Here is a 14,498-nt window from a genome sequence, read left to right on the forward strand (position 1 = left end):
AGCGGACTATTTGACTGGCTGAGCGTATTGGCGAGGTTTCGGTTGCCGCAAGGCGGTCACCTCGACGGTCTCCGCTTGTGTCACCGTCATCACTCCGCCGACCCGTTTCACGCTGTCCATGGCGCCGCCGGGAATGTTCATCGCGGCTGCCAGCGTCGGCGGGTCACCAATGGCCAGAACCGAATACGGCGAGCCCACGGTCACACCGTCGATGATCAGCTCGCCGGGCGCGCCCGCCACCCAGGTGTCCACACCCACCCGGACCCCCTGCGAATCGCGGGCGCGGATCTCCATCGCCTCCGCACCGGCGGCCCGCAGCTCGTTGATCACATCCAACAGCGTCTCGGCCGACACGCCGCGGGTGCTGTCCTGGATGTCGATGGTGACGCCCGGCCCGACGGCGGCCACCGTGCCGATCAGGATGGACAGCGCCGCCAGCCGGGCCTGAGCGTTCTCGATGGCGGCCTGATCGCTGCTGCCGGATGCCTGCAGCGAATTCAGCGTCTGCTGCAGATCGGCGACCTCGGTGTTGAGGGTGGCCTCACGTTGTTGCAGTGAATCCAGCAGCACCAGCAGGTCGGCCGGGCGGGCCGTCTCCAGCGAGTCCCCGGATCCGGTCTGGCGCACCTGGGTGACGATGGCGATCCCGAGCAACACGCACAGCAGCACGCCGAGCGCACCGAACGCCCACTGAGACCTGGTGCGTCGGGTGGGCGCGACGGCATCGTCGGGCAGCTCGTGGCGGCCGTGCTCGGGTTCGGTGTGCTTTGGTTCGCTGTGCTTTGGTTCGCTGTGCTCAGCCATGGCTCACGCCCCGAACAGCCTGCGGCGCAACGCCGCGGCATTACCGAAGATACGGATGCCGAGCACCACGATGATGGCGGTCGACAGCTGGGTGCCCACCCCGAGTTGGTCGCCGACGTAGACGATCAGCGCCGCGACGGACACGTTGAACACGAACGACACCACGAACACCTTGGAGTCGAAGATCCGCTCCAGATAGGCGCGCAGACCACCGAACACCGCGTCCAGCGCCGCCACCACGGCAATGGGCAGGTACGGCTGAATCGCCTCCGGCACGCTGGGATGGAAGACCAGCCCGATCACGATGCCGACGACGAGCGCGGCGATTCCGATCATGTCGTAGCCACCGACGTCGCCCGATCAGTCATGTCCCATGCCTTCAGCGTCCAATCTCTTTGGCAAAGCGGATCTCTCGCACCGAGGCGCCAGGCACATTGAGCGCCTCGCCGGTACTGACCGTAACCCCGACACCGTAGGACTGCTGCAGCAGCGTCAGCCGCTGCATACCGGGGCTGCGGTTGAACACATCCTGCATGGCACGCGGCGGGCCCAGCGCGACGATCTCGTACGGACTGGTGATCGGCCGGTTGTCGACCAGGATGCCGCCGCCGGCCTGCCGGATCGTGACATTGGGCCCGATCCGCGCACCCCCGACCGAGACCGCTTCGGCGCCGCCCACCCACAGCGAATTGACCACCAACTGGAGATCGCGGTCGAGGATCACCTGCTGACTGCCCGCGACCCGCTGCTTGGACACGTCGGACAGGTCCGGTGACATGCCCGGGTCGGTGACGGTGACGGTGACGCCGGGACCGATCGCCGGGGTGGCGGCGGCGGCGAACTCCGCGCCCTCCAGGGCGGCGAGCAACGCCCGGCCCTGCTCGTCCCCGGCGAGCCGGCTGCGCCGCTCGGCCTCCACCTCGGTGGCCAGCGCATCGCGGTGGGCTTCCACCGCGTCGGTGCGGGTCTCCCCCGCCCGGACACTGTCGGCCAGCACCTGCTGGGTGTGCCGGTTCACCGGGGCCACCGACTGCGCCTGCGAGGCCGCAGCGGCGAACACGGCCGCGATCGTGAGCCCGCCCAGCAGTGCCCAGCCACCGGCACGCAGCCGGGCCGGCAGGCTCTCGGCGCGCGGATCCGTACGCTTCGCGGCGGCCGCCGCATAGCCCGGGTCCAGATGATCGGTGAGCAACGACCGCAGCAGGGATGGCACCGGAATGCGCTGGGGCGCACCCGCTTCGTGGTGGTTCAGGCCGGCGTCCGGCCGGAAACCACCCAGCGAACTCGTGGGATCAGTCATCCCCGGGTGTCCTCTGCGGCAGTTGTCTGACCACCATGCCCACCTGGATCAGATAGAGCGCCCCCGACCACAGGTACAGCGCCATGCCCCAGATCAGGAAGGCCCAGCCACCGGCCAGGATCACCCGGCTCCACTGGCCGTCGAACTGCCCCAGCAGCACCAGCGGCAGCCCGGACATCAATGCGAAGGTCGCCGCCTTGCCCACGTAGGTGACGGGCAGGGCGGTCAACCCGCGGCTGCGCAGCACCGGCAGCGTCGCGGCCAGCGCCAGGTCCCGGCCGATCAACACCGCCACGAACCACCAGGGCACCATGCCCGCGGCGGCCAGGGCCACCGGGATGACCACCATGTAGATCCGGTCGGCGGCCGGGTCGAGCAGTTCGCCCAGACGCGAGGACTGGTCGGCGACGAGCCGGGCGATCTTGCCGTCTGCCCAGTCGGAGAACCCGCTGGCGATCAGCACCGCGACGGCCCAGCCGGTCTCCCCGGTGAACAGCAGATACAGGAACACCGGCAGCAACAGCAGCCGCAGCACGCTGAGCGCGTTGGGAATGGTGAGAACCCTGTCCTGGAGATTCTCGGACCCACCCATGACGGTCAACCTAGCGGAACACGCCCGGCAGGCTCAGCGCCGACATGACGTTGTCGGCCAGCGGGTCGTCGTGGATCATGTACGTCCACGTCGAGGTCGGCCGGGCCAGGCGGGTGAGATCCAGACCGGTGTCGCCGCCGACGATATCGGCGGTGTCGAAGGTCTGCTGCGCCGCTTCGATCGCATCGGCGGCCAGCGAAGCGAACGCGTCGACCGCCATCCGGTGGAACTCGTCGAGCGGATTCTGGTTACCCAGGGCGCGCAGGCTGATGCTCTCCCGGATGTCGGACAGATAGGCCAGGTGATCGGCCCAGGCGCGGTCCAGGTGGTACAGCATGATCAGCCGGCAGATCTCGTCGAGGCGTTCCTCGGACACCGATTCGGCGATCTGCTCGTACCGCTTCGGGGACCGTTCCTGCAGTTCCTCGCGGGCCACCGAGGTGCGCAGCAGCGTGTCCCGGCGCTCCACCAGGATGGCGCGCTGCTGGGCGGTCAACTGGTTGTAGCGCCAGGTGTTGGCGTGCAGGTCCAGCGTCTTGCCCTCGGCCACGCGCTGCGCGTGGTCGAGCATGGTTGCTGCCTTGTCGCTGGTGATCTTGCCGTCCTGGTCGGTGTTCAGCGGCAGCTTGTTGGGTTCCAGGAAGGACACCACCACGTCGTCCTCCCAGCTGGAGAAGAACACCGACGATCCGGGATCGCCCTGGCGTCCGGCGCGGCCGCGCAGCTGATTGTCCAACCGTTCGGTGTAGTGCCGACCGGTGCCGATCACGTGCAGCCCGCCGAGTTCGGCCACCTCGTCGTGGCCCGATTCGTCGGACCCGCCCAGCCGGATATCGGTGCCGCGCCCGGCCATCTGGGTGGACACCGTGACCCGGCCCTTGGCGCCGGCCTCGGCGATGACGGCGGCTTCCTCGGCATCGTTCTTGGCGTTCAGCACGACCGCCGGCACGCCCGCCTTGAGCAGCCGCTCGTGCAGTTCCTCGGACTCGGCCACATCGCGGGTACCGACCAGGATCGGCTGCGAGGTGGCGTGCACCTCGGCGATGTGTTCGACGATGGCGTCGTTCTTGGCGGCGACCGTGATGTACACCCGGTCGGCCTCGTCCTCGCGGATGTTGGGCTTGTTGGGCGGGATCGGCGACACCCCCAGCTTGTAGAACTGCCGCAGCTGCTCGCCGGCGGCCAGCGCGGTGCCGGTCATCCCGCATACCCGCGGGTACCGGTTGATCAGCGCCTGCACGGTGATGGTGTCGAGCACCTCCCCGGTCTCGGTGATGTCGATGCCCTCCTTCGCCTCCACCGCGGCCTGCAGACCGTCGGGCCAGCGCTGCAGGGAGGCGATCCGGCCGCGGGAGGCGTTGATCAGGTGCACCGCGTTGTCCCGGACGATGTAGTGCACATCGCGTTCCAGCAGCACATGGGCGTGCAGGGCGACGTTGATCTCGGTGAGCGTCGACCCGACGTGCTCCTCGGAGTACAGGTCGATGCCGCCCAGCGCCGCTTCCAGCCGCCGCGCACCGGCATCGGTGAGCTGCACGTTGCGCCGATCGGCATCGGTCTCGAACTCGGCGCCTTCACGCAGTTCCCCGACCAGCCGGATGATCTCCAGCCGCGGGGTCTCCCGGTGCGAGGTGCCGGCCAGCACCAGCGGCACCAGCGCCTCGTCGACGAGCACGGAGTCGGCCTCGTCGATCAGGGCGACGTCCGGGGTCGGGGACACCAGGTCGTCGACCGAGGTCACCAGCTGATCGCGCAGCACGTCGAAGCCGATCTCGTTGACCGAGCCGTAGGTGATGTTGCAGGCGTATGCCGCGCGGCGCTCGTCGCGGGTCGAGTCGGCGGTGATCCAGCCGACGGTCAGGCCCAGCGCCTCCAGCAGCGGACCCATCCACTCCGCGTCGCGGCGGGCCAGGTAGTCGTTCACCGAGATGACGTGCACGCTGCGGCCGCCGATGGCGTAGCCGGCGGCGGCGATGGCCCCGGCCAGGGTCTTACCCTCACCGGTCGACATCTCGACGACGTCCCCGGCGAGCATGCGCAGGGCGCCGAGCAGCTGAACGTCGAACGGTCGGAGCGCGATCGAGCGTTCGGCGGCCTCCCGCACCAGCGCCAGGAACTGCGGGACATCGGAGGACTCGGCCAAGTCGTCCAGATTCAGCAGACCGGCGGCCTTGCGGAGCTGCTCGTCGTCGAGGCCGGCCGCCTTCTCGTCGAACTTCGCCGAGGCACGCACCTGGGTCATCGAGCGCGCCTGGTCCTTGTCGGTGCTCGCACCGAGCAGCTTCCAGAATCGGTTGCTCAGCCCGCCGGATTTCGTACCGGACTTGGACGCCTTCGAAGTCTTGGAACTCACAGCCACAGTCATACGGTACGCGGGCGCCCCGCTGCAGTGACCTCGCTGTGGACAGTCACCGCGTCCGGTGTCGCCGCGGATCCGTCTCTGCCACCCTCTGGCCACCTTCGGACGGCTCCGCGCGGTACCTTGCCCGCATGGAAATGTTCACCACGTCCCTGGACTGGGGCAGTGAGCTTGTCACCTCACTGCTGTGGATCGCCAAGGCGTGGGCCATGGCGGCCGCGGGCACGTTGGTGGTGCTGGTTCTGCTCGGCCGCTTCACCACCTGGGGCCGGCAGTTCTGGCGGATCACCGGCCGGTACTTCACCGGCCGGGAGTCCATCAAGGTCTGGGTGTGGCTGGGCGTGCTCCTGCTATCGGTGATCTCCGGTGTCCGGTTGAACGTCTTGTTCAGCTACCAGGGCAACGACATGATGACCGGCGCTCAGGTCGCGGTGCAGGGCCTGTCCAGCGGTGACGAGGCCGTACGCCAGTCCGGTGTCGACGGATTCTGGGCAGCGCTGTGGATGTTCGCACTGCTGGCCACGATTCACGTCGCGCGGGTGATGCTCGACCTGTTCATGATGCAGCGGTTCATGCTGGCCTGGCGGGTGTGGCTGACCGACCGGCTGACCGGGGACTGGCTCGACGGTAAGGCCTACTACCGCAGCCGGTTCATCGACGACACGATCGACAACCCGGATCAGCGCATCCAGGCCGATATCGACATCTTCACCACGAACGTCGGCCCGCTGCCGAATACACCGAACAACACCAGCGGCGCGACCCTGTTGTTCGGTGCCATCGACGCCATCGTGTCGGTGATTTCGTTCGGCGCGATTCTATGGAACCTGTCCGGCGACCTGAGCCTGTTCGGTGTCACGATGCCCCGGGCGATGTTCTGGATCGCTTTCATCTACGTGGGCATCGCCACCATCATCGCGTTCTGGATCGGCCGCCCGATCATCCGGTTGAGCTTCGACAACGAGAAGTACAACGCCGCGTTCCGCTACGCGCTGGTGCGTCTGCGCGACGCCTCGGAATCGGTGGCCTTCTACCGCGGTGAGCTCGCCGAGCGGATGCAGTTGCGGAGGCGGTTCGAGCCCGTCGTCTCCAACTACCGGCGCTTCATCAATCGATCCGTCGGTTTCTACGGCTGGAACTTGACCATCAGCCAGATCATCAACCCGCTACCGTGGGTCATCCAGGCCCCGCGACTGTTCACCGGCGACATCAAACTCGGCGACGTCTCGCAGACCTCGTCGGCGTTCGGCAACATCCAGGATTCGCTGTCGTTCTTCCGTAATTCCTACGACGCGTTCGCCGGGTGGCGGGCCTCGATCATCCGTCTGCACGGTCTGGTGGTAGCCAACGAGGAAGGCCGCGCACTGCCGGAGCTGACGGTGGAGCCGTGCGGACACTGCACCGTCGAGCTGAAGGACATCGACGTGTACACCCCGACGGGTGAGCTGCTCATCGACGGCCTGAGCCTGGAGTTGCAGCCCGGCGACACGCTGATCATCACCGGCCGATCCGGCACCGGCAAGACCACGCTGCTGCGCAGCCTTGCGCAGTTGTGGCCGTACACCTCGGGCACTCTGCGCTGCCCCGCCGGCATCAACGAGACCATGTTCCTGTCCCAGATGCCGTATGTGCCGCTCGGGGAACTACGCGGGGTGGTCTCCTACCCCAAGGGCCCCGATGTGCTCTCCGATGACGAGTTGAAGGTCGCGTTGGACAAGGTGTCCCTGCCTCAGTGCTCGAAACGGCTTGCCGAAGTGGCGGATTGGGCGAAGGTGCTCTCCCCCGGTGAGCAGCAGCGGATCGCGTTCGCCCGGGTGCTGCTGACCAAGCCGCGGGTGGTGTTCTTCGACGAGGCCACCTCGGCACTGGACGAGGGCCTGGAGTACAGCATGTACAACCTGGTACGCCGCGAACTTCCGGACACCATCCTGGTCAGCGTCACCCACCGCAGCACGGTCGGCCAGCATCACGAGCAGCATCTGCATCTGCTCGGCGGCGGTCAGTGGATCCTCGGCGACGTCGACGACGACATCGCCAATGACGACCGGGACCGGGCCCCCGAACCCAGCTAGCCGGACCTGAACTCAGTCTCGGCGGCCAGTGACCGCCGAGCCTGTCCTCAGGGACGTCGCCGCACCGGAATCGCTACCTCACTTCAGTTTCGGCACCGCAGCATCAGGCGCGGCGGGCCGCGGCGTGCTGCCCCGCCCGCCGGCCGAAGAAAGATCCCTCGCCCAACTGGACGCCGCTGGCGTAGCCCTTGCCGTCGCGCGCGATATTGGACGCGCACGCCCCGGCCGCATACAGCCCGGCGATCGGGGCGCCGTCGGCATCGAGTACCTCACCGTCGATGGACACCGTCAGCCCACCCATGGTGAAGCCGGAGTACATGGCCACCCCGAGGGTCAGGTCGAAGGCCGCCCACGGCCCGGTGTCCTGTGCCGCGACGTAGTCGGGTTGCTTGTGGAAGTCGGGATCGGTTCCGGCGGCGGCATTCTCGTTGTAGCGATCCAGCGTCGCAGCGAGCTTGCCCGCCGGGATACCCAGCGCCGCTTCCATCTCGGCGACGGTCTCCCAGCCGTCGATGAACTTGATCAGCGGCATCTCCGGCATCTGCATGTGCGCCTCGTCGACGATCAGGTACGCGGCCTGATCGGGTTGCTCGAGGACGAACGCCGAGGTGCGCGAATGGTAGGAGTCCTCGGCGACGAAGCGCTCGCCGTTCTTGTTCACGATGATGCCGGTGAGCAGGATCTCGGGCGGGTAGGCCGCGGCGGTGATGAACAACTGGTCCAGGTTCTTGGCGACGCCCCCGGCCGAGACGCCCAGCTTGATGCCCAGCCCGTCGTCGTACGGGTTGCCCAGGATGTAGGGCGCCACCGTGCCGTGATGCTTGGTCTTGCGCTCCTGCCCCAGCGCGGGTGTGTACTCGGCCACCATGTCCGGATTCATCGCGAATCCGCCGGCCGCGATGATCACCGATTTCGCCTTGACGGCACCTGTTTCGGTGAAGTGCTTCCAATTGACGCCCACCACGGCGCCGTCGGAGACGACGAGGTTGGTGGCGCCGGTCTCGTACCGGAACTGCACGCCGAGCTGCTCGGCACGCTTGAGCAGCAGGTCGATCACCATGGCCGCCCCACCCAGTTCGCCGGGAACGGGAACCGAATGACCCCGCGGGGCGGGTGCGGCCTGCTCGCAGAACGGCCACACCTTCTCGTTACCGGTGTAGGACAGCCCCTCGGTGCCCGGCGGCACCACCACCTTGCCGGGGTAATAGCTGCGCTCGAACTGAAAGCCCAGGGCCTCAAGCCAATCGAAGTGCTCGACGCTGCCGTCGCAGTAGGCGCGGATCTTGTCCAGCTCGGGATCCTCGGTCACCGCGACCAGGTACTTGTACATCTCGTCGGCGGTGTCGGCGTGGCCGGTCGCTTCCTGCACGGCTGTGCCGCCGCCGAGATAGAAATGCCCGCCGGCCATCGCGCTGGTGCCACCGGCGGCCGCGGCGCGCTCGAGCACCAGCACCCGGGCACCGGCCTCGGCGGCGGTGACCGCCGCGCAGCCTCCCGAGATACCGAACCCGATGACCACCACGTCCACCTCGTCGGACCACGCCGCCTCGGCGGTGTCTGCCGCGTTCACGGTGGCCGGGATGTCTTTGAGGCTGGACGTCACTGCTGCTCCTGTTTGATGTGGTCGAACATTGCCTGGATATCGGAAGGTATGTAGGCGATCTCGATGAACGGCACGCCGGCGTGCTCGGCGCCGACGTAGGCGAACCGCATGCCGCCCGCCATGGTGCCCGCCGCGACGACGGTGGCGCCGGCCGCCTCGGCCTCGCCCACCCGCGCCTCGAAGGCGGCCTCGTCGGCGGCGGCGACACAGATGTGGTGCAGGCCGGGGCCGGAGGCGTCGAGGAACTCACGGTAGATGCTCTCGCCGCGCACCGGCACGATGAGCTCGAGCTGGGTGTCACCGGCGTAGCTCAAGGAGATGTCGGCGACGAAATCGGCGGGCCGGCCGCGGTGGGTACACGTCTCGGGGCCGAAGTGGATGCCGGCCATGCGGGTCCATTTCCTCGCGCCGAGCAGCGCGCTGAGCGTGCGCTCGGTGGAGTCGAGGTCGCGCGTCACCCAGGCGATCTGGACAGGTGTCTGGTCGGGCATCGCTGTGAGGATATAGCCACCGGCCCGGCATTGCTAGAACGTGTTCTAGTTCGTCCCGGTGTGCGGCCACACCCCGGCGGCCGGCGAGGTGAGGGTCTGCACCAACAGGCGCATCTGTCCGTCGAACACCACACCCGGCGCCGAGAGCGTGTCGGGGCCGTACTGCCCGAACACCTCAAGACTGATCGCCCCCACCAGGCTTGCCCACACCAGGACGCACCGCAGCAGCGCCGGATCCCCACCGGCGAAATCGAACTCCTCCCGGATTCGGCCGAAATCCTCCGATACCGGCTGCGGCGCAGCATCTTCGGGGTCGGGCACCGCCCCCTGACGGATTCCGTCCCCGATGGCCGCGAACAGTGCGGCGATCACCCGAGTGCCCGGCCCGACCGTCGACTCGGCGGGCGCCCGATACCCGGGCACCGGACTGCCGTAGAGCAGCGCCCAGCGGGCCGGTTGATCGATGGCCCAGGCCCGGGCGGCGTGCGCCATCGCGAGTAGCCGCTCGGCCCAGTCGCCGGAGGCCACGCCCGCACCGGCGGCGTCGACGGTGTCGGCGAGTTCGGTGTAGGCGTCCACCAACAACAGGGTCAACAGGTCGTCACGACTGGCCACGTAGCGGTACACCGCCGAGGACACCAACCCGATCTCACGGGCGATGGCCCGCAGAGACAGGCCCGCGGCCCCGTCGCTGACCAGATGCCGCCGGCCCACCTCGATGATCTGCGCCTCGATCCGATCCCGCGACTCCTGCCGTTTGCCCACCGGGCCAGTGTGCCAGAAAGGAGATCAGTGCTCTTGAATTTTCGGGCAGCGGGTGCCATGGTGGCTTTAAGAGCACTGCTCTCTAATTGAGGAGACGATATGTCCGAGCGTTATGACGAACCCGACCGCGCTGCCCGGGCCTTCAATGCGGCGGTGCGCCGACTGGCAGAACTGGGCATCGGGATCGCGGGCAGCCGGGCGCTGCGGGTCCGCGGCCGGGCCTCCGGCCGGTGGCGCTCGGTGGTGGTGAATGTGCTGACCGTGAACGGCCGCGACTATGTCGTCGCCCCGCGCGGTAACACCCAGTGGGTGCGCAACGCCCGGGCCGCCGGCCGCGTGCAGACCGGACCGCGCTGGCGTCGACGCGACGTGCGCATCCGGGAGATCCCCGACGCCGACAAGCCGGAACTGATCCGCCGGTACCTGGATCGGTGGTACTGGCAGGTCAAGGGTCACGCAGGCGGGTTGACGCCGTCCTCGACCGAATCCGAGGTGAAGCGGATCGCCGCCTCGATCCCGGTGTTCGAGCTGGCCGGCTGAGTCGCGACCGCCTCGCGGATGCGCTGGCCGGTGGACTGCCAGGACACCGCGGTCGGGGCGCCGCCCCAGGTGCTGTTGAACAGGCCGACGATGGCCGCCCGCCCGTCCGGGGTCAGCGTGTACACCGGGCCACCGGAGTCGCCCTTCTGGCTGACCACTCCGTTACCCATCGTGAACCAGCCGTTGTTGACCGCTGCGACGGTGCCGCAGCTCTCGCCGGTGATGACGCCGAAATGGCAGACCTGCTGACCGGGTTCGTGCACCGCGTGCGCCGCGTCGATCACCAGCGTGCGCCCGCCCGGCAACACCGGGTTGATGGCAACATCGTCGGCCAGCGTGATGGCGCCCCAGTCGGCGAGCTGGTGGTCACCGGTGACGGTGGCGCCGTTGGGAGTGTTGTCGTCGAACAGCGCCATCGCGCCGATCACATTGCCGGCCTTGTCGGTCACCGGGCCGTCGCCGCGGCAGTGACCGGCGGTGAATGCCGCGCGGGCCACCGGGTCGACGAAGCCGAGGGTGCACAGGGTGCTGCCCTGGCGGATCTCCATGCCCGGGTAGACGGTCACGGCAGGCTCGGCGGCCGCCACCGGGGCGGTCATCAGGGCGAACACCGCAGCCGGCGCCGCCGCCATCAAGCCCAGGAACTGACGTGCACGCATCGAGCCCTCCGATCCTCCACCCCTCAGGAATCGACGCTACCGGGGTGCTGTGGAGTCAATCGGATAACGAACAGATCTCGTTACACCACAAGTCTCGTAACAACTCGCGTGTCACATAGGCCACATTCCCGAGGCCACATTCCCGGCCCGAAGCCGACGGCCGGACCCCGGTCATCCAGGGGCCCGGCCGTCGTCGCTCCGGGTCTTACGGGATCGTCAGCACCTGACCGGGATGGATCAGATCCGGGTTGGCCACGCCGCTGGCGTCGGCGATCCGCTGATACTGGTTGCCGTCCCCGTAGAACCGATCCGCGATCGCCCACAGCGTGTCGCCGGAGACCACGGTGTAGGTGCGTGGCGCCGGCGGAGGCGGTGGTGGCGGCGGTGCAGCGGCTTCCGGGGCCGGCGTGGACGCCGGTTCCGCGGGCGCTTGCGCGGCGGCCGGTTCGACCTCGGGCGCCGCGGCCGGCGGCGCTGCCGGGGTGGGCGGCGCCTCGGTGGTGTCGGTGCCCGACGCCCAGGCCACCCCGTCGAACCCGTACAGCACCAGGTTGCGGTCGTCCTGCAGGATCAGCCGGGCATCCTTGGCGCCCTTGGTGTCGGTGTGCCAGACCGGTTTGTCGGGCGTGTACAGCACGAAGTTGCCGTCCTTCTGCACCTCGGCCCGGACCACGTTCTGGCCGTTGGTCTCGGTCGACCACACCGCACTGTCACCGCTGTAGAGCACCAGATTGCCGTCATCCTGCAGGACCAGTCGGTAGGCCCCGTTCTTGGATGTCAGCGACTCCCCCCGTGTGAGCTTCTCACCCTTCTGAAGTCTGTCCGTCATGTCGCACTCCCCTTTCGACAGTTCTCGCGCGGCTCAGCCTACTGACCCGGGGACCGGGAAATACCCGTTCTGATCACCAGAAATGCAATCTCTCGGCGAGCGCTCCACGGCACGGGTTCAGGAGTCGAAGCCGAGCCCCATCGCGTCCAGCGTCCGCAGCAACACGTTGCGCTTTCCCGCCGCATGATCCGCGCGGTTCAACGACCACCTGGTGGCCTGAATGCCCACGCTCGCAACCGGTTCCGGCGGGAACGGCAGGGGCCTCTTGCGGACCATCTCCAGTTCGGTGCGCGGTGTGGGCGCCCCGTCGAGCAGATCGAGGCAGACGTCGGCGGCGAACCGGGTGGCGCCCACCCCGAGTCCGGTGAAGCCGTTCACATAGGCGACCCGGCCGCCGTGAGCGGTACCCCAGTGCGCGCAGAACCGGGTGTTGGTGTCGATCGCCCCGGCCCAGCGGTGACTGAACCTGATGTCGTCCAGCTGCGGGAAGGTGATGAAGAAATGCTCAGCCAGCGTCCGGTAGGTCTGCTGCCGGTCCTCGTACACCGCGTCCACCCGACGCCCGAAGTGGTAGATGGCGTCGTAGCCGCCCCACACGATCCGGTTGTCGGCGGTGAGCCGGTAGTAGTGGAACTGGTTCGCACAATCCCCGACGCCCTGCCGGTTACGCCAGCCGATCCGGTCGATCTGATCGTCCGACAGCGGCTCGGTGGACAACACGTAGTCGTACACCGGCACTGTGTACCAACGATTTCGGCGGATCAGGCTGGGATACACATTGGTGGCCAGCACCACGCGCTCGGCGTTCACCACGGCATTGTCGGCACCAACCCGCAAGCCGCCACCCGCCGACGCCACCGACACCGCCCGGGTGTGTTCGTGGATCTGCACGCCGGCCTCATGACAGGCCCGGGCCAGTTCGACGGCCAGCTTCGCCGGGTGCACGATCGCGCAGGTGTCCGGCTCGTACAGGCCCGCCCGGTAGGTCGGTGATGCGACCTCCTCCCGCACTCGGGCCTGGTCGAGGTACTCCCCCTCCCCCGCTCCGGCGGCCTCGGCCAGCCAGTCGACCTGGTGTGCCTCGGTGGCCACCGTCAGCATGCCGGTGCGCTGCCACTCCACGTCGAGGTTCAGCCGTTCGATATCGGCGGCCATACCGTCCAGATTCTCCAGCCCCATGGCTTGCAGGGTGTCGAATTCACTTGGCCAGCGCGACTTCCCGTTCTCGGCACCGTGCGTCAGGCTGGCGTCGACGAATCCGCCGTTGCGTCCCGACGCCGCCCAGCCGATCCGGTTCGCCTCGATCAGCACGATCTTCTGCCCCGGATTGCGCTCGGCGGCGTGCAGCGCCGCCCACAACCCGGTGTACCCGCCGCCGACCACCAGCAGATCGCAGTCCAGCACGCCAGTCAGCGGTGGGTAGTCGGGGCGCAGGATGTCCAGCCACATCGGCGCGAACGTGCTTGCCGCCAGCGAACGATCCACCAGCGCCGGATCGACGGCGACGTCGAAAACTGTTTTCACAACGCGAGACTACGGGGCGCCCGCCTCGGCGGCCACGGTTGCGCCCGCACTGCTCGATACCGGCCGCCGCGCTTCCCGCGGCGCCCACCCCGGTGGGCCGAAGATGTAACCGAGCTTGTCCCGCCACCTGCGCGCGGCGCGGACATCCCGGCCGATGGCGACGTATTCATGGGTCTGCAGTTTCCAGATGTTGAACGTGTCGACCTGCTTGGTCAACCCGTAGTGCGGCCGGAACACTTCCTCTTGATAGGTGCCGAAGAGCCTGTCCCACAGGATGAAGATGCCCGCGTAGTTCTTGTCCAGATACTCCGGATCCATTCCGTGGTGCACCCGGTGGTGCGACGGGGTGTTGAAGATGAACTCGATCGGCCGCCACATCCGGTCGATGCGCTCGGTGTGCACCCAGAATTGGTAGATCAGGTTCAGCGAGAACGCGAAGAACACCATCCAGGGCGGAACGCCCAAGAGCGGCAACGGTGTCCACATCAGGATCTCGCCACTGTTGTTCCACTTCTGCCGCAGCGCGGTGGCGAAATTGAAGTACTGGCTGGAGTGGTGCGCCTGGTGCGTAGCCCAGATCAGCCGAATCCGGTGTGCGATCCGGTGATAGAAGTACCACAGCAGATCGATGCCCACGATCGCGATAACCCACGTGTACCACTTCGACGGCGACAGGTGCCAGGGCGCGACGTAGGCGTAGAGCGCGACATATCCGAGTAATGCCAGGAACTTCCAGCCCGCGGTGGTGGCCACCGACACCAGACCCATCGACAGACTGGTCCAGGCGTCACGACCGTGATACGACCCGGCCGGTGCGCGATCGGCGGACTCCAGACTTTCGAGCTTGCGCGCCGCCGTCCACTCCAGCACCAGAAGCAGCAGGAAAAACGGGATAGCGAACAACACCGGATCGCGCATCTGCGGCGGCAGCGCATCCAGCAAACCCAGGAACGGTTCCAT

At 67.8% G+C, this 14,498-nt stretch carries 14 protein-coding genes; 2 read left to right on the plus strand and 12 right to left on the minus strand.

The window, feature by feature from the left end; genetic code table 11:
• Positions 1-6: 6 nt before the first annotated feature.
• The 5 genes from K0O62_RS16315 to secA2 are packed head-to-tail and all read right to left on the minus strand — an operon-like array spanning position 7 to position 5,049.
• On the minus strand, positions 7-804 hold the full coding sequence (locus K0O62_RS16315) for a DUF881 domain-containing protein (protein ID WP_073858132.1): 798 nt from the start codon (positions 802-804) through the stop codon (positions 7-9).
• A 3-nt stretch (positions 805-807) separates the two neighbouring features.
• The gene (locus K0O62_RS16320) at positions 808-1,140 is read right to left on the minus strand and encodes a small basic family protein (RefSeq protein WP_073858133.1); all 333 of its coding nucleotides are present in this window, start codon (positions 1,138-1,140) and stop codon (positions 808-810) included.
• Between the two features lie 43 nt (positions 1,141-1,183).
• On the minus strand, positions 1,184-2,104 hold the full coding sequence (locus tag K0O62_RS16325) for a DUF881 domain-containing protein (RefSeq protein ID WP_073858134.1): 921 nt from the start codon (positions 2,102-2,104) through the stop codon (positions 1,184-1,186).
• Complete coding sequence (locus K0O62_RS16330) at positions 2,097-2,696, minus strand: CDP-alcohol phosphatidyltransferase family protein (RefSeq protein ID WP_073858255.1); 600 nt, start codon at positions 2,694-2,696, stop codon at positions 2,097-2,099. Before K0O62_RS16330 ends, K0O62_RS16325 begins: the two co-directional genes overlap by 8 nt.
• Positions 2,697-2,706: 10 nt before the next feature.
• A complete protein-coding gene (gene secA2, locus K0O62_RS16335) occupies positions 2,707-5,049 on the minus strand; it encodes an accessory Sec system translocase SecA2 (RefSeq protein ID WP_234800216.1) in 2,343 nt (780 codons plus the stop codon).
• Positions 5,050-5,186: 137 nt separating this feature from the next.
• Here secA2 and K0O62_RS16340 point away from each other — a divergent pair, with 137 nt between their 5' ends.
• Positions 5,187-7,127: an ABC transporter ATP-binding protein/permease gene (locus K0O62_RS16340; RefSeq protein WP_073858136.1), complete on the plus strand. Its 1,941-nt coding sequence runs from the start codon at positions 5,187-5,189 to the stop codon at positions 7,125-7,127.
• 103 nt (positions 7,128-7,230) lie between these two features.
• Here K0O62_RS16340 and K0O62_RS16345 read toward each other — a convergent pair whose 3' ends face one another.
• The 3 genes from K0O62_RS16345 to K0O62_RS16355 are packed head-to-tail and all read right to left on the minus strand — an operon-like array spanning position 7,231 to position 9,986.
• Positions 7,231-8,730 (minus strand): FAD-binding protein, encoded by a 1,500-nt coding sequence (locus K0O62_RS16345; protein WP_073858137.1) that lies wholly within the window; start codon positions 8,728-8,730, stop codon positions 7,231-7,233.
• Entirely contained in the window at positions 8,727-9,221 is a 495-nt protein-coding gene (locus K0O62_RS16350; protein WP_073858138.1) for a VOC family protein, read from the minus strand. Before K0O62_RS16350 ends, K0O62_RS16345 begins: the two co-directional genes overlap by 4 nt.
• A 45-nt stretch (positions 9,222-9,266) precedes the next feature.
• Positions 9,267-9,986: a TetR/AcrR family transcriptional regulator gene (locus K0O62_RS16355; protein ID WP_073858139.1), complete on the minus strand. Its 720-nt coding sequence runs from the start codon at positions 9,984-9,986 to the stop codon at positions 9,267-9,269.
• 99 nt (positions 9,987-10,085) lie between these two features.
• Between K0O62_RS16355 and K0O62_RS16360 the strand changes: the two genes are divergently transcribed.
• Entirely contained in the window at positions 10,086-10,526 is a 441-nt protein-coding gene (locus K0O62_RS16360) for a nitroreductase/quinone reductase family protein (protein ID WP_073858140.1), read from the plus strand.
• Here K0O62_RS16360 and K0O62_RS16365 read toward each other — a convergent pair.
• From K0O62_RS16365 to K0O62_RS16380, 4 genes are all read right to left on the minus strand, one after another.
• The gene (locus tag K0O62_RS16365; RefSeq protein WP_079244112.1) at positions 10,439-11,185 is read right to left on the minus strand and encodes an Rv1815 family serine proteinase; all 747 of its coding nucleotides are present in this window, start codon (positions 11,183-11,185) and stop codon (positions 10,439-10,441) included. The two genes, K0O62_RS16360 and K0O62_RS16365, sit on opposite strands and share 88 nt — an antisense overlap.
• A 205-nt stretch (positions 11,186-11,390) precedes the next feature.
• Positions 11,391-12,014, minus strand: coding sequence for a LysM peptidoglycan-binding domain-containing protein (locus K0O62_RS16370; RefSeq protein WP_073858141.1), 624 nt, complete (start codon positions 12,012-12,014; stop codon positions 11,391-11,393).
• Between the two features lie 117 nt (positions 12,015-12,131).
• On the minus strand, positions 12,132-13,538 hold the full coding sequence (locus K0O62_RS16375) for an NAD(P)/FAD-dependent oxidoreductase (RefSeq protein WP_073858142.1): 1,407 nt from the start codon (positions 13,536-13,538) through the stop codon (positions 12,132-12,134).
• A gap of 9 nt (positions 13,539-13,547) precedes the next feature.
• Positions 13,548-14,498, minus strand: coding sequence for a sterol desaturase family protein (locus K0O62_RS16380; protein WP_073858143.1), 951 nt, complete (start codon positions 14,496-14,498; stop codon positions 13,548-13,550).

Origin of the sequence: Mycolicibacterium diernhoferi, assembly GCF_019456655.1 — a bacterium.
Classification (GTDB): Bacteria; Actinomycetota; Actinomycetes; order Mycobacteriales; family Mycobacteriaceae; genus Mycobacterium; species Mycobacterium diernhoferi.